We start from the raw sequence: 21,826 nt of genomic DNA, 5'->3' as shown, positions 1-21,826 counted from the left end.
GTCATGGGTGGTGTCCGAGAGTGCCGGGAATGCCCGGACCGGCCGCACGGTTCGGGTTCTTCGTAGGGACGAGGACGGACGGGCGAGCGGAGCGGGAGAGACGATGAGTGACACCGGAGGCGCGGGGGACGCTGGACGACGGGGAGCCGACCGCCCGGGCGACGGATCGGGCGAGATACGGGCCGGCGGACCGGGCAACGCACCGGGCAACGCACCGGGCGACGGACCTGGCGAGGGGGAGATCCGCGGGACGGCCCTCGGCCGGGCGCCCGTGCCGCTCTCGGTGCTCGACCTCGTCACCGTCGGCGCCGGCAGCACCGCCCACGCCTCGCTGCGCACCAGCGTCGACATCGCCCGGCTCGCCGAATCCCGCGGCTACCACCGCCACTGGGTCGCCGAACACCACTCCATGCCCGGGGTCGCCAGCTCCTCCCCGGCCGTGATCCTGGCCCACCTCGCGGCCCACACCTCCCGGATCCGGCTCGGCTCCGGCGGGGTCATGCTGCCCAACCACGCCCCGCTCGCCATCGCCGAGCAGTTCGGCACCCTGGAGGCCCTGGCCCCGGGCCGGATCGACCTCGGCCTCGGCCGGGCGCCCGGCACCGACGGGCACACCGCCGCCGCCCTGCGCGGGCCCGGGCGCCGCGACGAGGCCGTGGACGAGTTCCCCCGGCAGCTCGCGGAGCTGATCCGCTTCCTCGACGACGACTTCCCCGACGGGCACACGTACGCCCGCGTGCACGCCGTGCCGGGCCCCGTACAGGGCCCCGCCGGGCGGCCCCCGGTGTGGCTCCTCGGCTCCTCCGGCTTCAGCGCCCGCCTCGCCGGCGGACTCGGACTGCCCTTCGCCTACGCACACCACTTCTCCCCGGCCGGGACCCTGCCCGCCCTCGACCTCTACCGGCAGTCCTTCCGCCCCTCGGCCGTCCTGGACGCCCCGTACGCCGTCATCGGCGTCGCGGCCCTCGCCGCCGACACCGCCGCGGAGGCCCGCGCGCAAGTGCTGACCGGCGCGCTGTCGATGCTCCGGCTGCGCAGCGGGCGCCCCGGGCTGGTCCCGACGCCCGAGGAAGCGGCCGCGTACCCGTACACGCCGATGGAACGGGAGTTCGTGGACGACCGCCTCGCGAGCGTGGTCCACGGCACCCCCGACGAGGTCACCGCGGGCCTGGACGACCTCGCGAAGCTGACGGGCGCGGACGAGTTGATGCTGACCGCCAACGCCCACTCCGGGGAGGCCCGCCTCCGCTCGTACGCCCTCGTCGCGGACGCGTACGGCATGCCGGTCCTGGGCGGCTGACCCGGCTGGCCCCGGGATCCCCTGTCACAGACCGGGGATCCCGGCCCGCCGCATGTGCAGTTCGGAGCGGACGAGTTCGAGGAGGCGGCCGGTCCAGTTGCGGCCCCGGCCGGCATTGTCACCCCAGAAACCCGAGTTGATGTCGACGTAGACCAGCGTGGCATCGCCAGTCGCCAGCAGGATCTCGGCCAGCTCGGGGTGCTGGTCGTACTTGGCGCGCAGCAGGCCGGTCATGACGGCGGTCCGCGAGTGCTCCCAACCCTCGCGGCGCGGGGTCGCGACCGCGAGGTCTCGTGCTGCGGCATGGGTGGCCGCGGCCGCGATCGTGGCGCGGACATCCGGCTGAGCGGCCGACAGCGCCCAGTAGGCATGGGCGACGGAGGGGTAGTCGACCTTGTCCACGGTGATCGGGGCGGGGTATTCGTTGCGCAGTCCGCCCCGGCCGGGGTCGGCCACCGGATCGTCCGCAATCCAGGGGCGGAGGTGGACGACCGGAGCGTACGAAACTTCGGGCCCGTCTGCCGTGGCTCGCGCCCGCCACTCGGCCAGCCGGTCGGCCCGCTGCTCGAAGTACTCGACGGCTCTGTCGTACGCCTCCTGCGTGACCGGCGGGTCGGCCGGCACGTATGTCCGGCCACCGGGCCCCGCCACCAGGACGCGCAGGGGCCAGTCCTTGCTGTCCATGTCGCCCAGCGCACGGCGTCGCGAGACCGGGACGGCCAGGAACGCGGTACGGGCCGCGGACCGGTTCTCCTCCGTCCGGTCGGCGAGGAAGGCCTCTACGGCGGCCATGCAGCGGCCCGCCGAGTCAGGCCGCTCGTTCAGCCGGTCGATGGTGTCGCGGACTTCGGCGACCAGCAGGTCAGGAGTGAGCTGGTTCCGGGGCTCGCCGAACTTCCAGCGCGCCAGACCGTGTACGGACGCTTGGCCACCGTCAGGGAGGGTGGTGGCCACCCAGCCGCTCCGGACCTTCTCCTCGAACTCCTCGAGGGTGAGCAGGCCCCAGCAGTCGACGAGTCCGTCGGCGTAGATGAGGAGGTCGGCCAGGAAGTAGCGGCCGTTGCGGATGAAGACCGGCCGCCAAGTGCCCGGTATGTGGACGCCGTCCACGACGCGATGGGTGGTTCGCCTGCCGATCATCCCGTGATTCTGCCGCTGAAGCGGCCCCGCCCGGAAGGGTTTACGGATGCGCACCGGCCCGGACGCGCTCCCACGAGGTGACATCCGGAGTTTGGCTGGTTTGTTGCTGAAACCTTGCCAGAGGGTGAATGAAGGCAGCCTTAAATCGCTCGTCACCATGGGTGGCGAGCGATTTTTGGTCGGGTCCCACGTCGCTGACGTGGGGTTCTGGGCCGCGAGTGGTCTAGTCCTTCTTTGGTCCAAACCATTGACTCGGGCCTGTAGTGATCGCTATCACTATCCCCACCTGAAGTCTTGCCTTCCCCTCCCACTTCCCCGGAGGCAGTTCATGCACATCCGTAAATCCCTCATCGCGGCCGCCGCCACGGCCGCGCTGGCCGGCGGCACGCTGGCCGCCTTCGCGGGACTCACCACCGCCTCGGCCGCCGAGGCCGGGACCACCGCTTCGGCCGGCAACGTCAAGATCGCTTACTACGACCAGTGGTCCGTGTACGGGAACGCCTTCTATCCCAAGCACCTCGACACCCGCGGCATAGCGAGCAAGCTGGACGTCATCAACTACTCGTTCGGCAACATCCACCCCACCAACCTCACCTGTTTCGAGGCGAACAAGGCGGCGGGCGACGACAACAACCCCAACGCCGGTGACGGTGCGGGCGACTCGTACGCCGACTACCAGAAGTCCTTCAGCGCGGCCGACAGCGTCAGCGGCGTCGCCGACAAGTGGGACCAGCCGATCGTCGGCGTGTTCAACCAGTTCAAGCAGCTCAAGGCGAAGTACCCGAACCTGAAGATCAACATCTCGCTCGGTGGCTGGACCTACTCGAAGTACTTCAGCGACGCGGCCAAGACCGACGCTTCCCGCAAGAAGCTCGTCTCCTCCTGCATCGACCAGTACATCAAGGGCAACCTGCCCGTCGAGGGCGGCTACGGCGGCGCCGGCAGCGCGGCCGGCATCTTCGACGGCATCGACATCGACTGGGAGTACCCGGGCTCGTCGGGCGGCCACCTCGGCAACCACTACGCCCCCGAGGACAAGCAGAACTTCACGCTCCTGCTCAAGGAGTTCCGCCAGCAGCTCGACGCCCACGGCGCGGCCAACGGCGGCAAGAAGTACCTGCTGACCTCGGCCCTCCCGGCCGGCCAGGACAAGATCAAGTACATCGAGACGGACAAGATCGGCGCGTACCTCGACTACGCGAACATCATGACGTACGACATGCACGGCGCCTGGGACTCGGACGGTCCGACGTACCACCAGTCCCCGCTGCTGCCCTCGTCGTCCGACCCGACCGACGCGATCGCCCCGGGCACCGAGAAGTACAGCATCAAGAACGCCATCGACTCCTGGATCGACGGCAACGCGGCCTACGGCATCACCGGCGGCTTCCCCGCCAACAAGCTGGTCCTGGGCTACGAGTTCTACTACCGCGGCTGGAAGGGCGTGCAGCCCGGCACCACCAACGGTCTCGCCCAGCCCGCCACCCTGGCCTCCGCCGCCCGTCCGACCAGCCAGCAGGCCGGCATCGCGCTCTACAAGGAGCTCGGCGGCATCGTCGACAACCCGGCGACCACCTTCTGGGACGACCAGGCCAAGGCCTCGTACTTCTACAAGGACGGCGAGTTCTTCACCGGCCTCAACCAGAAGTCCATCCAGGCCCGTGTCGACTACGGCAAGCAGCGCGGCCTGGCCGGCGCGATGATGTACTCCCTGCTCGGCCTGGACGCCAACGCGACCCTGCTGAACCAGATCTCGGACTCCCTCGGCGGCACCACCCAGCCGCCGACCACCCCGCCGACCACGCCTCCCACCACCCCGCCCACGACGCCGCCGACGACCCCGCCGACCACGCCTCCGACGACGCCGCCCAGCACGGGCTGCACCGCCGCGGCCTACGTCCCGGGCAACATCTACACCGGTGGCACCGAGGTGTCGTACAACGGCCGCAAGTACAAGGCCCAGTGGTGGACGCAGAACGAGGTGCCCGGCACCACCGGTGAATGGGGTGTCTGGAAGGACCTCGGCGCCTGCTGATCCCCCCACCCCGCGCCGAGCGACCGGCAGCCCCCGCACTCCCCTCCCAGGGTGCGGGGGCTGCCGTGTGACATGGTTGCGGGATTCCCCGTACCGGAGCGTGCGGTGGTCGCTACGCTCGGCGACGAGTTGGATCCGCACGCGTCCTCATGGGGGTGACCATCCCATGGTCAACATCCGCGCTCTCGATCCCAGCGCCTCGCCGCTGGACTACTACGCGTACGAGCTGTGCCGCCTGCGAGAAGCGGCCGGGCTGAAGCAAGGCCAGTTGGGCGACATCATCTACTGCTCGGGCTCGCTGATCGGCATGATCGAGAACACGAAGCGGGTGCCGACCCGCGATTTCTCGGAACGGCTCGACGCTGCGCTGGGTACCGACGGGCACTTCTCCCGCCTGGTGGGGTTGGTTCTACGGAGCCAGCTGCCCCACTGGTTTCAGGCGTACGCGGATATGGAGGCCCGGGCCGAGTACATCTCCACCTTCCAGTGCCAGTTGGTCTACGGGCTCCTCCAGACGGAGTCGTACGCCCGCGCCCTGATCGGTGTGGACCGCCCCGACCAGATCGACGAGCTGGTGGCGGCCCGCATGGAGAGGCAGCGCATCCTGGAGCGCGAGCAGCCACCTGCGCTGTGGGTGGTCCTCGGCGAGGCCGTGCTGCATCAAGAGGTCGGCGGCCGCGAGGTCATGCGGAAGCAACTCACCCACCTGTTGGGCTTTGCCGACCGGCCCTGGGTGCAGGTCCAGGTGCTGCCTTTCTCGGCCGGAGCGCACACCGGGATGCAGGGGTCCTTCAACCTCCTTCGCTTCGAGAGCGACCCGGACCTGATCTACGAGGAGGGCTACGCGCAGGGTTACATGACTGCCAATCCGCCAGTGATCAGGGAGCGTTCGGTCGGATACGCTCGGCTGCAAGCCGAGGCGCTCTCACCGGAACGCTCGGCGGCGCTGATCGCACGGGTGATGGAGGAACGCTATGGGAAGCAACCAGAACCTGGCGGGCGCGCTGTGGCGTAAGTCGTCGTACAGCGGAACCACGGGCGGCGACTGCGTCGAGTGCGCCCCGCTCGGCACCGCCGCCTGGCGCAAGGCCTCGTACAGCGGAGCCAGCGACGGCGAATGCGTCGAGATCGCCGCCCAGCCCTGCCGCGTAGCCGTCCGGGACTCCAAGCGCCCCGACGGCCCCGCTTTCACGGTTGCCCCCGAGGCCTTCGGAGCCTTCGTCCGGAGTCTCTGACTCAGACCTCGGGATGCGGGGCGGGCCCCTCCGGCTGCCCCGGTTCCGCGGCGGCGGCGGCAGCCGCCTGGCGGCTGATGATGGCTGCGATCGCCTCCGGGGCCACCGCCCGGGAGTACAGCCAGCCCTGGCCGGTGTCGCAGCCGACGCGTCGCAGGCGGGCCGCCTGGCCGGCGGTTTCCACGCATTCGGCGGTCACCGTCAGGCCCAGCCGGTGTGCGAGCTGCACCAGGGCTTCGACGATGGTCTCGTCGGCCGGGTTCGGGTGGGAGCCCTCCTCGTAGCGGAAGCCGCGGACGAAGGAGCCGTCCAGTTTGAGGACGGAGACGGGCAGGCGGCTGAGGTAGGCCAGGTTCGAGTAGCCGGTGCCGAAGTCGTCGATGGCGATCCGCACCCCCATGTCGCTCAGTGCCTGGAGGGCCTGGAGCGGGCGGCCGGCCGAGCCCATGACGGCCGACTCCGTCAGTTCGAGCTGGAGGAGCTGGGGGGCGAGGCCGGTCTCCGCGAGGATCTCGGCGACGTCGCCGACGAGGTCGGAGTCCCAGACCTGGCGGACGGCCACGTTGACGGAGACGAAGACGGGGGAGTCGCTGGGCTGCTCGATCTGCCAGCGCCGGGCCTGGCGGCAGGCGGTCCGGAGGACCCAGCGGCCCAACTGGACGATGGATCCGTCCTCTTCGGCGATTCCGATGAACCGATTCGGCGTCAACGTGCCGAACTGCGGGTGGTTCCAGCGCACCAGGGCCTCCACCCCGCGCACCGCCCCGCTCTCCAGGTCCACCAGAGGCTGGTACTCCACGTTGAACTCGCCGCGCTCCACGGCGGGCCGCAGCGTCGAGGACAGGGCCTGGCGGGTCATGCGGTGCGCGTTGCGCTCCGGGTCGAAGAGGGTCCAGCGGGCCTTGCCGTCCGCCTTGGCCCAGTAGAGGGTCGTGTCCGCGGCCTGCATCAGGCCGGTCGCCGAGGTCCCGGCGGCCGCCCGCTCGACGACTCCGATGGACGCGGAGACCGACAGCCGCTGCCCGGCCAGGTCGAAGGGCTCCTGTACGGCGGCCAGGACGCTCCGCGCCAGGTCGGCGAGCTGCTCGGTGCCGGTGGACTCCTCGACCAGCAGGGCGAACTCGTCACCGCCCAGCCGGGCCACCAGGTGCCCGCCGGTGCGCCCGTAGCCGGACTGGTCGGCGCACTCGGTGAGCCGCTGGCCGACGGCGGTCAGCAGCCGGTCGCCGACCCGGTGGCCGAGGGTGTCGTTGACGGCCTTGAACCCGTCGAGGTCCAAGTAGCAGAGCCCGATGCGGCCCGTGCCGCTCTGCCCGTACGAGGACGCCTCCAGGGCGGCGGAGAGCCGCTCGAAGAACAGCGCCCGGTTGGGCAGCCGGGTCACCGGGTCGTGCATCTGGAGGTGGCGCAGCCGGGCCTGGAGATCGCGCCGGTCGCTGATGTCGGCGACGGAGAGCAGTACGTCACCGGTGCCGGGTACGGGGCCGAGGGTGATCTCGGTCCACAGGGAGTGCCCGTCGGGGTGCTTGAGGCGGCGGGTGCAGCGGAGCCGGGCCTGCCGGCCGCGCAGCACCTCCTGGTAGGCGTGCCAGGTCCGGGCCTCGGAGGCCAGGTCCACCAGCTCGGCGGCGGACTGCCCGGCGAGGAGGCGCGGCTCGGAGCCGAGGAGCGCGGCGAGGGCCTCGTTGGCTCCGGCGATGTGGCCGGTGCGGTCGACGACGGCCATGGGGAGGTGGGCCGCGTTGAAGGCGGCCCGGTAGTCGGCCCGGTAGTCGGCCGGGTAATCGGTCTGGCGGTCGGCGCGGTCCGGGGTTGCCGTCGTCGCCGGCGTTGCCGTGTGACGCTGCGTCATGGCCGGTCGGATGCTGTCGGCCGCCGAACCGGTTCCATCTGGGGTTCCGCTCACCGTTGGCTCCCGCAGTGCGTGTGAGTGTCCGTGCAGGAAAGTGTGCCGATCATAGAGGCTCCCGGACGGCCCTATCCAGCGGCGACGCCGTGCGGGGCGCGGGAGTTCGGCGTGATGACGGTTCGTCGGCCTGACGGCGAATGATCGTTTCCGCACGGGTGTGAGCATCCGGCGCCCACCGCTGACCCGACCTGATCGGTCGTGACTTTCCGTAGGCGAATGTGCGAAACCCGGCGTCACCGGCTTGCCCTAGTGCTCACTCGTGTGGGGCAGCGGAACAGGGCATTAGTAAGACAATCGCCCCAAGGTGGATGAAGAGGTACTAATCCACCACCGGAGGTCGATGTGCCGCGACAGCAGACACCCGGGGGAGTGGACCGCTCCCGCATGCGAACCACGGCGGCGGCGCTCACTTCCCTGACGGCGCTCGCCGCCATGTCGCTCGTCGCGGGACCCGCGGTCGCCGCTCCCGGAGCCGGACCCTGCGCGCTGACCCGGACCGCCGCCCACCACTCCCTGGGCCTGGACAGCTGGAACGGCGCCTACCCCAAGCCCGAGCGCACCCTCAACGCGGTCATGGTCTTCCTCTCCTTCCCCGACCACCGCCCCACCCTGACCACCGAGGAACTCACCGCCGACTACTTCCCGGCGACCAGCGAGTTCTTCGAGCGGGCCTCCTACGGCCGCTTCCGCCTGGTCCCGCACCCGCAGAAGCAGTGGGTCCAGATGCCGAAGCCGTCCGCCGCCTACGGCATACAGCGCGACTGGGCCCCGGCGGACCGGGCCGCGTACCTGCGCGACGCGGTGGCCGGAGCCGACCCGGCCGTGGACTTCGGCCGGTACGACGTCGTCTACTTCGTCGCCGACCCGGAGGCGCCCGGCGTCGACTCCGATGCCACCAAGGTCGTCAACTTCGAGCAGCCGATCCGGGCCGACGGCACCGACCTGCGCCGCATCGTCACGGTCTTCGAGAAGCACCCGCCGGACCGCAACGTGCTGGCCCACGAGACCGGGCACGTCTTCGACCTGCCGGACCTCTACCACCGGCCCTCGGACGGCAAGGGGGACTGGGACACGTACGTCGGGGACTGGGACGTCATGGGCAGCCAGTTCGGCATGGCCCCGGACCTCTTCGCCTGGCAGAAGTGGAAGCTCGGCTGGCTGGACGCCTCCCAGGTGGACTGCGTGGGATCCGGCTCCTCCCTGCACACCCTCCAGCCGCTGTCCGAGGCCCCGCGCCCGGGCGGCACGGGCGGCACCCGGCTCGCGGTGGTCCGTACGGGCGCCGGCAGCGCGATCGCCGTCGAGGCGCGGGGCTCCGCCGGCAACGACGGGGACACCTGCACCGAAGGGGTCCTCGTCTACCGGGTCCGCAACGAGGCGGCCTCCGGCGGCGGGCCGATCGAGGTCGTGGACGCGCACCCCGACACCGAGGCCTGCTGGGACCGCTCGGTGTACCCGCCGCTGGCGGACGCCCCGCTGGAGGTGGGGGAGACCTTCACCGTCCCGGGTGAGGGGATCACCGTGGAGGTGGCGGACCGCACGCAGTCGGGCGCGTACACGGTGAAGATCACGCGCGAGGAGCGGTAGGAGCGCCGGGAGGGACGCGGGGCCCCTGAGGTGAAGCGGGGCCCGGACACGAAAAAGACCCCCACTCGCGTGGGGGTCTTTCTCCGTCTGTGCGCCGCCAGGGACTCGAACCCCGGACCCGCTGATTAAGAGTCAGCTGCTCTAACCAACTGAGCTAGCGGCGCTTGGTGACGAGGAAGACATTAGCACCCCGACCGGGGATCGGAAAAATCGATATCCGCAGCTCGGGTGGCACGGACGAAGGCCCACAGCAGTGCCTCCGGTCCGGGCAGCCACGGCAGCCGGGTGTCGGGCGCCACGAGCCAGCGCGAGGGCCCCCCGTCCGCGGCCAGCGGGGGCACGGTGACGGCATCGCCGCGGCCGTGGCAGAGCGGGGCGGGCACGGGGGTGCTCCACTCCTCCCAGGCCAGCAGGGCCGGGAGCCGGTGGGCGGTGCCGGGGGCGGCGAAGAGCAGGGTCCGCCCGCGGTGCACGGCGGCCGGCCCGGAGCCGGGGCCTTCGGCCCAGAGCAGGTCGAGCATCCGGCGCCCGAGGACGAGGGGGACGTTGACGACGTCGAAGGCGGTCCCGCAGGGCAGCACGGCGGGCGCGGTGGGCCGGGCCTGCCAGGCGGCCAGCGTGCCTCCGGGCTGGGCGGAGGCCGAGGCCAGCCAGGCGGCGCCGGCCGGGGTGACGTGGGTCGCGGAGGCGGTCGTCGTCGTCCGCAGGTCGAGCGCGGGGCATCCGGTCAGGGTCGTCATGCCTTCAGGTCTACCCGGGGTAGCGAACCGATCTCCGGGAGTTACGAGAAACCGGGACAGGCCGGGTGGGACTGGGGTATGTTGCGCCCCGCATATGCCAGAGGTCGCGGCGGGGGTCGCGGCGGGGCGGGTCCTCAGGCGCCCTCGGGGGTGGTGCCGCGCAGCAGGGACTCGCCGAACTCGATCATCTTGCGGGCGTAGTCCTCGGTCCACTCCGCCTGCTCCGCGATCGCCGCCGCAGGCAGCCGGTCGAACCGGCGGGGATCCGCGAGCTGCGCCGCCGCCACCGCCTGGAACTCCACCGCCCGCTCCTGGGCGGCACGGAAGGCCAGGGTCAGCTCCGTCGCCCGGGCCAGCAGCTCCCGCGGGTCGTCGATCGATTCGAGGTCGAAGAAGTGCTCCGGGTCCGTGACGGTCTCCGACGGCTCGAAGAGCAACTGCGCGGGCCGCAGCCTCCGCTCGGTCCGCTCGGGCTCTGCCATGCGTGTCCTCCTGCTGGACGTGGGAAATGCTTCCGGGCCACCGTCCATTGTCCAGCTTCGCGCAAGGGCGCCCGGGGGCCCGGACCCATGGGCTAGAACGTGCGTATGACCGATGGTGTGCACGAGACGCTGGACAAGCTCTGCGACGAGGGCATCGAGCAGGTGATCGGCTGGCGCCGTCACCTCCACCGAAATCCGGAGCTGCCGAACCGCGAGGCCGCCACCGCGCGGCTCGTGGCGCGGGAGCTCGCCGCGTTCGGACTCGACGAGGTGCGGACCGGCATCGCCGGGCACGGGGTGGTCGGGGTGCTGCGTGGCGGCCGGCCCGGGGGCCGGGTGGCGGCGCTGCGGGCCGACATGGACGCCCTGCCCGTCCCCGACCGCTGCGGCGCGGACTTCGCCGCCACCGGCCGGGCCTCGCACGCCTGCGGCCACGACTGCCACACCGCGATGCTCCTCGGAGCCGCGCGCGCACTGGCCGACGTACGGGTGCGGGAACGGCTGCCCGGAACGGTGCTGTTCGTGTTCCAGCCCGCCGAGGAGGGCCCGCCGGTCGGCGAGGAGGGCGGGGCGCGGCTGATGGTGGCCGAGGGGGCCTTCGAGGACCCCGTCCCCACGATGGCCTTCGGCATGCACGTCACCCCGCACCCCAAGGGCTGGGTGGGCTACAAGTCCGGCCCGATGTACGGGGCCTCCTGCCTGGTCCGCGTCACCGTCACCGGCCGGCAGTCCCACGCCTCCTCGCCCTGGCACGGCATCGACCCGATGCCCGCCGTCGGGGCCCTGCTGACCGGGATCGGCCAGCTCTACCGGCAGGTCTCGGCGTTCTCCCCGGTCACGGTCTCCATCGGTCACATCGAGGACGTCGGCCGGTACAACGTCATCGGTGAAAGCGTCACCCTGTGGGGCACCATCCGCTGCGCCGAGGAGCGGGACATGCCCGAGGTCAAACGCCGCCTGACGGTGCTGGCCGAGCACACGGCCGAGGCCTACGGCGCCTCCGCGACCGTCGAGCTGCTCCAGGACGTGCCCGCCGTACGCAACGAAGCGGCCTGGGTCGAGGCCGCGCTGCCCACGCTGCGCCGGGTCGCGGGCTCCGACCGGGTGGTGGAGGTCGGGGGCACGCTCGGCTACGACGACGTCTCCGAATTCATCACCCGCTTCGGCGGGCTGTACGTGATGCTCGGCGTCCAGGACACCGCCCTGGACCCGGCGGGCGGCGAACCGGTGGCCGTTCCCGGCGGCCGGGGTCTGGTGGGCAACCACCACCCCGCCTTCTACGCCGACGACGACACCCTGATCACGGGCGTACGGCTGCACGCGCACGCCGCGTACGACCACCTGACGGGCGCCCTCGTCACGCGCTGACGGCCCCCTGTCACGCGCTGACCGGGGTCCTCGCCAGGGCGGCGAGCTCGTCCAGTACGGCGGCGAGCTCGCCCGCGAGGCCCTCCGGTGCCCGGAACCCCTCGGCCGTGACCAGCCCGCCGATGCCCGGGACGGCCACCGAGGCCTCGGCGGGCACCATGCCGACGGCCTCCAGCACCGGCCGCAGCATCCGGCCGGCCGGGGCGCCGCCGGAGCCGCCCGCGCTGTAGGAGAGCAGCCCGGCGGGCTTGCCCTGCCATTCGCCGTAGAGGAAGTCGATGGCGTTCTTGAAGGGGGCGGTGAAGCCGCCGTTGTACATCGGCAGGACGAAGAGGAAGGCGTCGGCGGAGTCGACCAGGGCGCTCCACGCGCGGGTGTGGGGGTGGGCGTAGATCCCGGTGGAGGCGTATTCGGGCTCGTCCAGGAAGGGCAGGGCGATCTCGGCGAGGTCGACGGGGGTGACCTCGAAGCGTCCCGCCTCGTGTGCGCCTGCCTGGCCGGCGGCCCAGCGGGCCAGGGGGCGGGCGGCGGAGGTGGGGCGCACGGAGGCGGAGATGACGTGCAGGCGGATCGGGTGGGAGTTCATGACGGGCTCCTCGCGGCCGGGGCGGTTGTGTGGAGATGGTTTTGTTGACGTGTCACCTATGAGAGCGCAGAAGTGAGTGACGTGTCAACCAGATAGGTGACGTGTCACGTACCGGTCTAGACTTCGACCATGACCGAAAACGAGACCGGGAGCGCACCGCGCTGGCTCAGCGAGCCCGAACAGCAGGCCTGGTACGCCTGGCGGCGGATGTTCCCCCTGGTCAACGCCGATATCGCGCGCGATCTGACCCAGGACAGCGGGCTCTCCGAAGCCGACTACGACGTCCTGTCGGTGCTCGGCTCCACCGACGGCCACCGCATGCGCATCAGCGCCCTCGCCGTCCTCATGCAGTGGTCCCGCAGCCGGCTCTCCCACCAGCTCACCCGGATGGAGCAGCGGGGCATCGTCCGCCGCGAGGAGGTGGCCGACGACGGCCGCGGCGCCGAAGTGGTGCTCACCGAGCAGGGCGTCACCACGATCATGACGGCCGCCCCGCTCCACGTGGAATCGGTGCGCCGCCACCTGATCGACATCCTGACCCCGGAGCAGCTGCGCACCTTCGCCGAGGTGGGCGAACTGCTCCGCACCCGCCTCGGCGTGGAACGCAAGACCCGCTGAGCCGCCGGGCTACGGCCGCCAGACCACCCGGTGTTCGGCCAGGTGTGCCAGGACCGAGTGGTTCGCCTCCCAGCCGTCGGGGAACTTCATCGTCACACCCAACTGCACCGGTTCCGAGGACGGGTGGGCGTCCAGGAGCTCCGCTATCCCCGCCCGGGCCACCACCACGCAGGCGTGCCGGTGCCGGGAGGCCAGGACGCAGAGCCGGCCCGTCTCCAGGTGGAACGCGGTCGCGTCCGGGCGGCCCGACAGGGGGTGCAGGACCACCGTGAGGTCGTACTCGCGGCCCTGGAGCCTGTTTGCCGTGTCCACGGTGACCCCCGTGACCCCGAGTGCGGACAGCGCCCCCCGAACCGCCGCCGCCTGGTCCCGGTGGGCGGTGCCCACCGCGATCCGGTCCGCCGTCAGCGGGGACGGGCCGCCCGGCTGCTCGTCCACCGTCACCGCACCCCGGTCCAGCGCCCGGCGCACCACCAGGGCCACCGCCCGGACCGCCTCCGGGTCGGTGCGCGGGGTGTGCCGGGCCGGCAGCTCCAGCAGCCCCCACCCCGACTCGGCGGCCTCGTCCAGCACCCGGTCGGGGCCCGAGCCGTCGCCCGCGACCCCGTAGGACATCCGCCGCTCGCCCGGGCCCGTACCGCTGCGGAACCGCGTGTACGGGTAGAACGCCCGGGAGACCAGCGGCGCGGCCGAAGCCGGCAGCCGCCAGGACACGGGCAGCCGGTGCTGCGGCAGGTCCGGGTTGTGCGCGAGGAGGGTGGACACCGCCGACGCCGAAGGATCGTAGGACAGGCCCGCCCACTGCTCCGCGCCGACCACGCTGAAGGGGTCGAGCTGCCCCGGGTCGCCCACGAACAGCGCCCGGTCGAACAACCCGGCCACGGCCAGCAGCGCGTCCGAACGCATCTGGTACGCCTCGTCCACGATGGCGTGCTCCCAGGGCTCCACGTCCTTGACCCACGCCCACTTGGCCGCCGTCGAGATGGTGATGGGCAGCCCCGCGAGGTCCCCCGGCTTCGCCGAGAGGACCACCGAGTCCAGCTCGCGCAGGGCCGGATCGTAGGCGTCGCCCTCGCTGCTGTGCAGCCGGCCCACCTTCAGCTCCGGATCCTTCGCGTGCAGCCGCAGCACCAGGTCGTCGACCTGCGCATTGGTCTGCGCGACCACCATCAGCCGGCGCCCGGCCGCCGCCAGGTCCCGGGCCGCCCGCACCACCAGGGTGGACTTCCCGGCCCCGGGCGGGGAGTCGACGACCACGCCCCGGGCCCCGCCGTGCAGGGTGTCGCGCAGGATGGCGTCGGTGGCCCGGCCGGCGGCCGCGCCCGGATCGAAAGCGGTGCTCGCGGTGCTCACAGGAGGTCCTCGGCGGTCACGGGGTCGGGCAGCGGCAGCGCGGGGGCGTCACCGGTCAGGTGCGCGGGCGGCCCGCCGTGGGTCCACGGGGTCCGCTCGGCGTCCGGCAGTTTCGGGCCGCCGCGCGCATCGTGCTCGAACAGGGTCCAGCACACCCGGTCGCCCTTCTCCGGCACCGAGCCCGGCTCCGGGTCCTTGCCGCGGCCCATCTTGTCGAGGACGCGCAGCACGAGCCGGCCGTCCTCCTCCCGGCGCACGAACTGCGCGCTCTGCGGGCGCCCGTCGAGCGAGCGGTACACCTTCGGACCGCCCCCGCCCCCGCTGCCGCCTTCGCCGCCGTCGGTGAGCTGCGGCCGGTCCTCCGTGGCCACCCACACCAGCGGGCGCGGACTCGGCCGCTTCGACTCCGTCCACTCCATGACCACCTCGGTGACCTCCCCGGCGAAGGCCTCGCCCGAGAGCCGCCGCCCCGCCATCACCAGCAGGTCGTCCAGCGCCTCCTGGGCGTCGAGCCGCACCTGCTCGGTCTCCCGCGTCGCGAGCTTGCGCGCGGCCGTCACCGCGTCATCGCGGCGCGGCTGCGGGCCCTCGCCCGCCCGGACCCGGTCCCGGTGGCCGGTGTAGGACCAGCGGTCACCGGTCCAGCGGTCCTCGGTCCGCTGACCCGGGGGCAGTTCGCGCAGCAGGGCGATCGATTCCCAGACCGCCCGCCAGGTGCCCTCCATCTGCTCCACGACCAGCCGCCGGACCGCCTGCTCGGCGGCCGCGCGCCGGCCGTCGCCGTTCCCGCCCGTGGCCGCGGCCTCAGCCGCCCGCGCCGCGTCGAACTTCGCGATCGCCGGGGCCAGCAGCTTGTTGTCGAAGGCCGGATCGGTGGCCGGACCGGCCGGCGGGAACAGCAGCAGGCCCTGCGGATCCCGGCCGAGCTCCGCGCGCAGCGCCCGCTCGGCGCCGGACTCCCCCTCCGGCGGGTCGATCCACGCCAGCAGGGCGCCCAGGTGCTGGTCCTCCAGATTGCTCTGACCGGTCGCCCAGTGCCGCGACAGCAGGTCCGTCGCCGACAGCAGCATCGAGGAACCGGGCACCCGCGAGCGCTCGGCGAGGTGCGTGAACCAGCGCCCCAGCAGCGGCACCTGCGCGGGCGCCGGATACGGGTGCTCGGGGTCCTCCTCGGCGGTCCGCCGGAACCGCATGGACCGCCCCAGCAGCCGGACGTACTCGATGCCCGCGCGGCTCGGCACGATCAGCTGCGGCGCGTCCAGGCACAGCTCGGCCTCCACCTTGACCCGCTTGCCCGTCTCCGGGTCGGTCTCGGTGCGCTCCACCGGCTCGACGGCGTCCGCGTAGCCCTCGACGTACGGGACCACGTGCCCGGCCAGCTCCGCCAGGAACTCCCACCGCAGATCCCGGTCGCGCGGCTGCGGTATGGCCAGGACGTGCGGCCGGTCCGGATCGGTGCCGATCATGGCGCCGAGCGGAGCCCCGGCCTCGCCCGCCGTGGTCAGCGGGACGAAGACCAGCGGCCGCTCGGACAGGTGCCGGTGCCGTACGGTCGCCAGCGGCTGGGCCCGCCCGGCGCGGACGGCCTCCAGCCGGGCCAGGGTGTTCAGCAGGGACATGCGGCGGCCTCCGTGCGGATGCGGGCGGGGGCCTGCTCCAGCGCCTCGGCGCGCAGCCGGGCGGCCCGGCGCAGCGCGGCGGCCGTGGGGTCCTCGGGGTCCGTGTCCTCGGGAGCCGCGGCGCCCGCGGCCGCCGCGAGGGCGGCCTCGATCGTGGTCAGCCCGCCCAGTTCACCCCGTACGGAGCGGCCGAGCACGGTCACCTCGCCGGCCCCGCGCGACCGGTCCCGGCAGTGGAAGGCCAGCTCGCAGGCGGCCAGGCACTCGGGGGCGTAGGAGGCGGACACGGCCGACACGGCCTCGGTCAGCTCCTCGGCGGAGCACGCCGGATCGAAGGTGAGGCCTTCGGGCAGGGCCCCGGCCAGCTCCTCGACCCGGGTGAGCCGCTCCAACTGGCGCCGGGTCACGGACCGCTCGCGGCGGATGTCGACGGGGGCGGCGGTGGGCAGGTTGGAGAAGTCCTTGGGGCAGACGAGCAGCACGGTGTGCCCGACCTCGGCGCCGGTCACCTTCGCGGCGGTCGTCTCCAGGGCCAGGACGTAGACGGCGGCCTGGCGGGCGGCGGCGCCGACCTTCGCGGCGTCGGCGGACCCGTCGATCATCGGGAACGACTTGATCTCCACCACGGTCCAGCGCCCGTCGGGGTGCACGACGACGGCGTCCGGCTCCAGGTAGGCGGGGGAGCCGGCCACCTCCAGCGCGAGCATGGGGTGGTCGAGCAGGGTCCAGGCTCCGGCGGCGGTCGCCTCGCGCAGCGCGAGCGCGGTGCGGGCGGCGCGGCCCTGGGGGCCGGCGGCGGTGAGGTCGGGGGTGAGGGCGTCCGGTCCGGGCGGGTCGGCCGCGCCGCCGGATCCCGCGCCGAGGTGCTCGTACACCAGCCGCAGGAGCTCGGCTCCGCCGTCGCCCTTGACCTTGGCCTCGAAGGAGTTGCCGCGCACGATGGCGAACTGCGACTGCCCGAAGGCCGCGGGGGAGCCGAGGGCCGCCGCGAGGACGGTCTTGTCCACGCCGGCGCCGTCGAGCAGGGCACGTCTGCCGCAGCCCGGGTTGGCGGCGAGGGCCGCCAGCGCGCGGGCGTCGAGCGGGCGCGGTGCGACGTGGGGGCCGCGCAGATCAGCGAGCCGTTGCCGCAGCGTCTTCGGGGGACTCGGGGGATTCATCGACTGCGCGGCCTGCACGGCTTGAGTGGTCTGCCATGCCGCCGGCTGCGCCGTCGGCCCGGGGGACCGCGGCGGGGTCTGCGGCGGCTGACCGCTGGACGGGTAGGAGCTCACCCGCGGAAGTCTCCCATCCGCCACTGACAATCGTGGACTTACTGCGGAAACCCGCTGTTCGGGTGGTATGCGGAGCGGGCGCGGCGGCCCCGCCGGACGCGGGGAGTCCGGCCCTGGCGACCCCGGCGACCCGGGTGACCCGGGCGATCCCGGCGGGCAGGGCGCGGGCCGCGAGGTAGCCGGCCCCCATCACGGCGGCTCCGGCGACGGCGTCGAGGAAGTAGTGGTTGGCCGTGCCCATGACCACCACGGTGGTGACGGCGGGGTAGGCGGCCCCGAGCGCCCGGACCAGCGGCCGGCGCGCGCAGCACCACAGCGCGACCCCGCACCACAGGGCCCAGCCCACGTGCAGGCTGGGCATGGCCGCGAACTGGTTGGTGAAGGAGCCGAGCCCGCGCGGGGCGCTGGCCTCCCCGCCCCACCAGCCGTAGGCGCTGTAGTGGGCCATCGTGTCGGTGAACCCGTACGAGGCGTCGAGCAGCCGGGGCGGGCAGGTGGGCACCAGCGCGAAGCCGACGAGCCCGAGGAGGGTGGAGAGCATCAGCCAGGTGCGGGCGAATCGATACTGCTGAGGGCGCCGCCGGTAGAGCCAGACCAGCACCGCCGGGGTGACGAGGTAGTGCAGGGAGGCGTAGACGAAGTCGGCGGGTATGCCGAGGGCCGCCTGGCCGGTGAAGAGCCGGTTGAGCGGCCGCTCCAGATCGAGGGCCAGGAGCTCCTCCACGCGCAGGATCGCGAGCCCGTGGTCCACGGCCAGCCCGACGTCCCCCCGGGCGAGGAGTCTGCCGCCCGAGTACGCCGCGTAGACGATGCCCAGGATCAGCAGTTCGGCCCACCAACGCGGAGGCTGCCGCCTATTAGTCATACGGCGTATGACGTGTGTGAAGACGGGAGGGTTGCGTGGCGTTCATGTGATGGATGATGGAGCGGCGACGGAACCACCGCAAAGCAGTGCGAATGGTCGGGCCGTCGGTTCTCTGACCGTCCTGACCGTACTGACCGACCTGACCGTACTGACCGTCCCACCCATCTCGCCCCCTCGACCGGGAGAACTCATATGGCCCCCCGCATCCTCTTGGCCCGCCACGGCCAGACGGCGTGGTCCCAGCTCGGCAAGCACACCGGACGCACGGACGTGCCCCTGCTGGAGGAGGGGAAGCGGGGCGCGAAGCTGCTCGGCGAGCGCCTCGCCCGCGACCCCTGGGCGAGCCTGCGCGGGCTGGAGGTGCGCACCAGCCCCCTCGTGCGGGCCAGCGAGAGCTGCGACCTGGCCGGCTTCGGCATGCAGGCGGAGCCGTGGGACGCGCTGATGGAGTGGGACTACGGCGACTACGAGGGCATGACCCCGGCCGAGATCCAGGCGGTCCGGCCCGGCTGGCTGATCTGGCGCGACGGGGTCCCGGGCGGCGAGTCCGTCGCGGACGTCTCGGCCCGCGCGGACGAGGTCGTCACCTGGGCCCGCTCGGCCGAACGCGACGTCCTCGTCTTCGCGCACGGCCACATCCTGCGTACCCTGGCCGCCCGTTGGCTCGGCTTCGACGCCTCCTTCGGCGCCCGCATCCGGCTGGAGCCGACCTCGCTGTCGGTCCTGGGCTGGGCGTACGGTGCCCCCGCGCTGGAACGCTGGAACGACACGGGGCACCTGGACGCATAGCGGCGGCCTGCCGGAAGGGCCGCTCCCCGACCGTCCCCGGTCCGCCCGCCGGGGGTGGCCCGCCACACCGGGTTCCCCGTCTCAGATCCCCTGTACGACGACGCGGTCGCCACAGAGCAGCTTCATGTCTTCCTCGCCGGACGTGAAGATCGTGACGTCACCGCGCTGACGCAGTGCCACGGCCGCGAGGGCCGCATCGATGGCGTACTTGCGGCCGTGCAGGCCGGCGGTCTCGAGTAGCTCGATCGCCTCGCCCGCGATCTCCCGGGTAACCTTCCACCGCGATCTTGGAAAGGGTCCACGTCCACGCGGCCTTCTTGACGCGCTTGTGGTAGGCCTCGATGAGCGTCATGGAGCTGGTGACCACTCGGATTCCCGAGCGGTCCGCGTCCTTGAGGCGGGCACCCATGACGCGGTTGCCGAGCACAGCCTGGGAGAGGCCCTCGCTGTCGAGCAAGTAGACGAGTTCCGACATCAACTCGCCTTCCGGTCCGGCACGGACCCGGTCTTGCGTTCCGCGTGCTGCCGCTGGAGCGAGAGCCGCTCCGCCTCGGCGACCGCCAGCTCGGCGTCGGTGACCTCCCCGTGCTCGCCCTCCCACCAGCCGACGAACTTGTGAAGGTGGTCCCGCTCGCGCTGGCGCTCCATGGCCTGTGTGACGTATCGGCTGAAGCCGCCGGACCCCACCTCGGCGCGGATCTCCTCCGCCAGCTCCTCGGGCAGAGTCACGGTGTACTTCTTCGTTGCCATACCAGCCATCATGCCGCTAGGGGTCTGTCGGCCACCGCTGCAGCCCCGGAGGGTCAGGCCGACGCGTGCCGGGCGAGGAAGGCGCCCACGCGCGGCGAGCGCTGGTGCGGAACCAGCGTGCGGGCCGTCGCCGCCAGCATCGACTGGATGCGGGTCGACTGGACCTCCTCCAGCAGCTCCAGCACCCGGCCGCCCGCCCAGGCGGCCTCGTCGGGGGCGCCCGCGTGGGCCAGGTTGTCGGCCAGTTCGGCGGTGTAGAGGGCGACGTTGCGGGCGAAGTGCGGATCCTGGAGGTCCGCCGCCCGGCGTGCGTGCCGGGCCGCCCGCGCGTGCTCGCCGAGCGCGGCCCAGCAGCGGGACTCCAGGGACTCCAGCTCGGCCTCGCCGAAGAAGGACATCCACTCGGGATCCGCCCCCGCCTCACCGCGCGAGAACTCCGTGTGCGCCCGGGTCAGCGCCTCCTCGCAGGCCTTGCGGTCGGACAGTCCCGCCCAGCCGCCGGCCTCCCGCAGGGCGAGCAGCGACAGCAGCCGCGGGGAACCGAGCGCACGGGCGGCCCGGCGGCCCGCCTGGGCCGCCCGTACCGACTCGCGGGGCCGCCCGCAGTCCCGGGCGAGGAAGGCCATGTTGCTGAAGGCGTGCGCCTCCAGGCCGGCGTCCCCGGAGACCCGGGCCGTGGCGAGCGCCTCCGCGTAGTGCGAGCGGGCGTCCTCGAACCGGCCCGAGTCGTGCGCGAGCCAGCCCACCGAGATGGCCAGCTCGCCCGCGCCCGCGTGCAGCCGGTCCTCGGTGGACTGCCGGGTCGCCCCCGCGTCGAGCAACGCGTAGGCCGTGCGCAGGGGTTCCGCGGCCCGCCGGTACAGGGCGTCGGCGCCGTGCCGGTCGTCCAGCAGCCGGATCTGGCGTACGGCGTCCTCGACGGCGGCCGCCTCGGACTCGCCGGCGCGGGAGGGGAGCCGGCGGGTGTCGCCGAGCAGGGTGAGGCTGAGGGTCGCGGCCGCCACGGTCGCGGAACCCCCCGCCATGAACGCGCGACGCAGCACGTCGCTCTCCTTGGAACGCGAAGGGGCGGGGGAGCCCGTGGGGTGGGGGTGGTGGTGTTGGGTGAAGGCGGAGAAGGACGCTGCCTGTTCGCGCTGCGCCAGCCGGCCCCGTACCGTCTCGCGCGGGGAGAATCCGAGGTCGGCCAGGGTGCGGCCGGGGAACATGTGGAGGAAGACCCGCTCGTAGGCGTAGTTGGGGCAGCGGATCTCGCCGGACTCGACCCGGCCGATGTAACGGGCGTCGCAGGAAACCGTTTCTCCGATTTCCTTCGCCGCCCTGCGCACCAACGCGGCGAACTCGGCCGGGGAGTGCTGACCGCGCAGCCGCCGGAAGGGGGTGTTGGGTGAGTGGGGGGACGTCGCCATGGACGCGGCCTCTCTGGGCAAGTGATTGCGCTGCCGGTGACTGTGTGGTGCCTGTGACGCGCTGCCCGGCGGGCATGAACGTACCGCCAGCGGTGCGGGGTTGACTCGGTGTTTGGCTACAAAACGGATATCTCACCCGCGATCCGCCATGAACTGCCATCCTTTGCAGCGTCTTGCCGCCGCACCTGTTGACGTTCCCGCGCGTTGAACCCATGCGGAGTGGGAGGAAGCCCGCCGGCTTCCGGCAACCGCTCCCGCGATGCTCGTACGCGGATCTGAGGAGGGGTTCCCTTGGTGGAGGGCGGCATGGAGAGCACGGATACGAACACCGCGCCCGAGCCCGGAGCGCCCCTGAGGACCGGAGCGCCCCTCGCGGCCGGTGGGGCGTCCTTCGCCCTGGGTGCCCCGGACCTGGTCACCGTGCCGACCCGGCAGGGGCTGGAGGCCGTCGACATCATCCAGCGGGCCGCCGGTCAGGCCAGCCGCGCGGGCGGCGTCGGCCCGGTCCTGCACGACGGCTCCGGCAGCACCCTCGGGTTCCTCGTCCCGCCCGGCACGGCCGACGCCTGGGACCTGCCGGGCAGCGCCTGTACGCACACCAACGGGCGCGGCATGCGCTTCGGCGACACCTCGCCCACCGCGGGCGACACCGGCTGGCTGCTGCCGCCGGAGGCCGTCGGACCGGTCACCGACCCGGAGGTGCTGCGGGCGGCGCTCGGCGAGGCGGCCCGGCTGATCGAGGCCGCCGACAACTGCCGCTAGGGTCC

19 protein-coding genes, 1 tRNA gene and 1 pseudogene are annotated in these 21,826 nt (G+C 72.7%); 9 read left to right on the top strand and 12 right to left on the bottom strand.

Translation table 11 applies throughout. The annotated features are described in order from the left end of the window. The first annotated feature begins 103 nt into the window (after window positions 1-103). On the top strand, window positions 104-1,300 hold the full coding sequence (locus tag OG247_RS16075; RefSeq protein WP_327252903.1) for an LLM class flavin-dependent oxidoreductase: 1,197 nt from the start codon (window positions 104-106) through the stop codon (window positions 1,298-1,300). 24 nt (window positions 1,301-1,324) lie between these two features. On the opposite strand, the gene OG247_RS16070 is transcribed toward OG247_RS16075, so the two are convergent. Continuing rightward, on the bottom strand, window positions 1,325-2,440 hold the full coding sequence (locus tag OG247_RS16070; protein WP_327252902.1) for an NADAR family protein: 1,116 nt from the start codon (window positions 2,438-2,440) through the stop codon (window positions 1,325-1,327). A 328-nt stretch (window positions 2,441-2,768) separates the two neighbouring features. On the opposite strand from OG247_RS16070, the gene OG247_RS16065 reads away from it, so the two are divergent. The 3 genes from OG247_RS16065 to OG247_RS16055 all read left to right on the top strand — a co-directional run bounded on the left by OG247_RS16065 (window position 2,769) and on the right by OG247_RS16055 (window position 5,710). Then, window positions 2,769-4,475 carry a glycosyl hydrolase family 18 protein gene (locus OG247_RS16065; RefSeq protein WP_327252901.1) on the top strand — a complete coding sequence of 569 codons (1,707 nt, stop codon included), beginning with the start codon at window positions 2,769-2,771 and terminating at the stop codon, window positions 4,473-4,475. 166 nt (window positions 4,476-4,641) lie between these two features. Continuing rightward, window positions 4,642-5,490 (top strand): helix-turn-helix domain-containing protein, encoded by an 849-nt coding sequence (locus tag OG247_RS16060; RefSeq protein ID WP_327252900.1) that lies wholly within the window; start codon window positions 4,642-4,644, stop codon window positions 5,488-5,490. Next, entirely contained in the window at window positions 5,450-5,710 is a 261-nt protein-coding gene (locus OG247_RS16055) for a DUF397 domain-containing protein (RefSeq protein WP_327252899.1), read from the top strand. The genes OG247_RS16060 and OG247_RS16055 overlap by 41 nt, the downstream gene beginning before the upstream one ends. Before the next feature lies 1 nt (window position 5,711). Here the strand turns inward: OG247_RS16055 and OG247_RS16050 are convergent, their stop codons facing one another. After that, a complete protein-coding gene (locus OG247_RS16050; protein WP_327252898.1) occupies window positions 5,712-7,562 on the bottom strand; it encodes a putative bifunctional diguanylate cyclase/phosphodiesterase in 1,851 nt (616 codons plus the stop codon). A gap of 441 nt (window positions 7,563-8,003) precedes the next feature. On the opposite strand from OG247_RS16050, the gene OG247_RS16045 reads away from it, so the two are divergent. Next, the gene (locus OG247_RS16045) at window positions 8,004-9,206 is read left to right on the top strand and encodes a M6 family metalloprotease domain-containing protein (protein WP_442813298.1); all 1,203 of its coding nucleotides are present in this window, start codon (window positions 8,004-8,006) and stop codon (window positions 9,204-9,206) included. Between the two features lie 90 nt (window positions 9,207-9,296). On the opposite strand, the gene OG247_RS16040 is transcribed toward OG247_RS16045, so the two are convergent. The 3 genes and pseudogenes from OG247_RS16040 to OG247_RS16030 form a co-directional block, all read right to left on the bottom strand. After that, window positions 9,297-9,370: transfer RNA gene (locus OG247_RS16040), tRNA-Lys, on the bottom strand. Continuing rightward, a pseudogene (locus OG247_RS16035) lies at window positions 9,361-9,946 on the bottom strand (bifunctional DNA primase/polymerase). Before OG247_RS16035 ends, OG247_RS16040 begins: the two are co-directional and overlap by 10 nt. A gap of 134 nt (window positions 9,947-10,080) precedes the next feature. Next, on the bottom strand, window positions 10,081-10,428 hold the full coding sequence (locus OG247_RS16030) for a hypothetical protein (protein WP_327252896.1): 348 nt from the start codon (window positions 10,426-10,428) through the stop codon (window positions 10,081-10,083). A 105-nt stretch (window positions 10,429-10,533) separates the two neighbouring features. Here OG247_RS16030 and OG247_RS16025 point away from each other — a divergent pair, with 105 nt between their 5' ends. Continuing rightward, the gene (locus tag OG247_RS16025; protein WP_327252895.1) at window positions 10,534-11,796 is read left to right on the top strand and encodes a M20 metallopeptidase family protein; all 1,263 of its coding nucleotides are present in this window, start codon (window positions 10,534-10,536) and stop codon (window positions 11,794-11,796) included. A gap of 10 nt (window positions 11,797-11,806) precedes the next feature. Here OG247_RS16025 and OG247_RS16020 read toward each other — a convergent pair whose 3' ends face one another. Then, on the bottom strand, window positions 11,807-12,382 hold the full coding sequence (locus tag OG247_RS16020; RefSeq protein ID WP_327252894.1) for an NADPH-dependent FMN reductase: 576 nt from the start codon (window positions 12,380-12,382) through the stop codon (window positions 11,807-11,809). A 129-nt stretch (window positions 12,383-12,511) separates the two neighbouring features. On the opposite strand from OG247_RS16020, the gene OG247_RS16015 reads away from it, so the two are divergent. Continuing rightward, window positions 12,512-13,000 carry a MarR family winged helix-turn-helix transcriptional regulator gene (locus OG247_RS16015; protein ID WP_327252893.1) on the top strand — a complete coding sequence of 163 codons (489 nt, stop codon included), beginning with the start codon at window positions 12,512-12,514 and terminating at the stop codon, window positions 12,998-13,000. Between the two features lie 9 nt (window positions 13,001-13,009). On the opposite strand, the gene OG247_RS16010 is transcribed toward OG247_RS16015, so the two are convergent. Genes OG247_RS16010 through OG247_RS15995 form a run of 4 tightly spaced genes read right to left on the bottom strand, consistent with a single transcriptional unit; the run spans window position 13,010 to window position 18,111 of the window. Next, the gene (locus OG247_RS16010) at window positions 13,010-14,353 is read right to left on the bottom strand and encodes an AAA domain-containing protein (RefSeq protein ID WP_327252892.1); all 1,344 of its coding nucleotides are present in this window, start codon (window positions 14,351-14,353) and stop codon (window positions 13,010-13,012) included. Then, window positions 14,350-15,972, bottom strand: a complete 1,623-nt coding sequence (locus OG247_RS16005; RefSeq protein WP_327252891.1) for a hypothetical protein — start codon at window positions 15,970-15,972, stop codon at window positions 14,350-14,352. Before OG247_RS16005 ends, OG247_RS16010 begins: the two co-directional genes overlap by 4 nt. Beyond that, complete coding sequence (locus OG247_RS16000) at window positions 15,960-17,132, bottom strand: hypothetical protein (RefSeq protein WP_327252890.1); 1,173 nt, start codon at window positions 17,130-17,132, stop codon at window positions 15,960-15,962. Before OG247_RS16000 ends, OG247_RS16005 begins: the two co-directional genes overlap by 13 nt. Further along, window positions 17,086-18,111 (bottom strand): phosphatase PAP2 family protein, encoded by a 1,026-nt coding sequence (locus OG247_RS15995; RefSeq protein ID WP_327252889.1) that lies wholly within the window; start codon window positions 18,109-18,111, stop codon window positions 17,086-17,088. Before OG247_RS15995 ends, OG247_RS16000 begins: the two co-directional genes overlap by 47 nt. Window positions 18,112-18,303: 192 nt before the next feature. Between OG247_RS15995 and OG247_RS15990 the strand changes: the two genes are divergently transcribed. After that, window positions 18,304-18,900, top strand: coding sequence for a histidine phosphatase family protein (locus OG247_RS15990; protein WP_327252888.1), 597 nt, complete (start codon window positions 18,304-18,306; stop codon window positions 18,898-18,900). 474 nt (window positions 18,901-19,374) lie between these two features. Here OG247_RS15990 and OG247_RS15985 read toward each other — a convergent pair whose 3' ends face one another. Further along, window positions 19,375-19,650 carry a hypothetical protein gene (locus OG247_RS15985; protein ID WP_327252887.1) on the bottom strand — a complete coding sequence of 92 codons (276 nt, stop codon included), beginning with the start codon at window positions 19,648-19,650 and terminating at the stop codon, window positions 19,375-19,377. 53 nt (window positions 19,651-19,703) lie between these two features. Next, the gene (locus OG247_RS15980) at window positions 19,704-21,059 is read right to left on the bottom strand and encodes a tetratricopeptide repeat protein (RefSeq protein WP_327252886.1); all 1,356 of its coding nucleotides are present in this window, start codon (window positions 21,057-21,059) and stop codon (window positions 19,704-19,706) included. Window positions 21,060-21,365: 306 nt separating this feature from the next. Between OG247_RS15980 and OG247_RS15975 the strand changes: the two genes are divergently transcribed. Further along, a complete protein-coding gene (locus OG247_RS15975) occupies window positions 21,366-21,821 on the top strand; it encodes a hypothetical protein (RefSeq protein WP_327252885.1) in 456 nt (151 codons plus the stop codon). Window positions 21,822-21,826: the final 5 nt, after the last annotated feature.

This window comes from Streptomyces sp. NBC_01244, assembly GCF_035987325.1.
Classification (GTDB): domain Bacteria; phylum Actinomycetota; class Actinomycetes; order Streptomycetales; family Streptomycetaceae; genus Streptomyces.
The sequence above is the reverse complement of the archived record's forward strand: the minus strand, read 5'-3'. Positions and strand labels throughout refer to the sequence as shown.

Bases quoted from the DNA above. Each gene is read 5' to 3' on its own strand.
- OG247_RS16015 (WP_327252893.1), top strand. From the start codon at position 12,512: ATGACCGAAAACGAGACCGGGAGCGCACCGCGCTGGCTCAGCGAGCCC.
- OG247_RS16065 (WP_327252901.1), top strand. From the start codon at position 2,769: ATGCACATCCGTAAATCCCTCATCGCGGCCGCCGCCACGGCCGCGCTG.
- OG247_RS16005 (WP_327252891.1), bottom strand. From the start codon at position 15,972: ATGTCCCTGCTGAACACCCTGGCCCGGCTGGAGGCCGTCCGCGCCGGG.
- OG247_RS16020 (WP_327252894.1), bottom strand. From the start codon at position 12,382: ATGAACTCCCACCCGATCCGCCTGCACGTCATCTCCGCCTCCGTGCGC.
- OG247_RS15975 (WP_327252885.1), top strand. From the start codon at position 21,366: ATGGAGAGCACGGATACGAACACCGCGCCCGAGCCCGGAGCGCCCCTG.
- OG247_RS16055 (WP_327252899.1), top strand. From the start codon at position 5,450: ATGGGAAGCAACCAGAACCTGGCGGGCGCGCTGTGGCGTAAGTCGTCG.
- OG247_RS15980 (WP_327252886.1), bottom strand. From the start codon at position 21,059: ATGGCGACGTCCCCCCACTCACCCAACACCCCCTTCCGGCGGCTGCGC.
- OG247_RS15995 (WP_327252889.1), bottom strand. From the start codon at position 18,111: ATGACTAATAGGCGGCAGCCTCCGCGTTGGTGGGCCGAACTGCTGATC.
- OG247_RS16050 (WP_327252898.1), bottom strand. From the start codon at position 7,562: ATGACGCAGCGTCACACGGCAACGCCGGCGACGACGGCAACCCCGGAC.
- OG247_RS15985 (WP_327252887.1), bottom strand. From the start codon at position 19,650: ATGGCAACGAAGAAGTACACCGTGACTCTGCCCGAGGAGCTGGCGGAG.
- OG247_RS15990 (WP_327252888.1), top strand. From the start codon at position 18,304: ATGGCCCCCCGCATCCTCTTGGCCCGCCACGGCCAGACGGCGTGGTCC.
- OG247_RS16070 (WP_327252902.1), bottom strand. From the start codon at position 2,440: ATGATCGGCAGGCGAACCACCCATCGCGTCGTGGACGGCGTCCACATA.
- OG247_RS16030 (WP_327252896.1), bottom strand. From the start codon at position 10,428: ATGGCAGAGCCCGAGCGGACCGAGCGGAGGCTGCGGCCCGCGCAGTTG.
- OG247_RS16000 (WP_327252890.1), bottom strand. From the start codon at position 17,132: ATGAATCCCCCGAGTCCCCCGAAGACGCTGCGGCAACGGCTCGCTGAT.
- OG247_RS16075 (WP_327252903.1), top strand. From the start codon at position 104: ATGAGTGACACCGGAGGCGCGGGGGACGCTGGACGACGGGGAGCCGAC.
- OG247_RS16025 (WP_327252895.1), top strand. From the start codon at position 10,534: ATGACCGATGGTGTGCACGAGACGCTGGACAAGCTCTGCGACGAGGGC.
- OG247_RS16060 (WP_327252900.1), top strand. From the start codon at position 4,642: ATGGTCAACATCCGCGCTCTCGATCCCAGCGCCTCGCCGCTGGACTAC.
- OG247_RS16045 (WP_442813298.1), top strand. From the start codon at position 8,004: ATGCGAACCACGGCGGCGGCGCTCACTTCCCTGACGGCGCTCGCCGCC.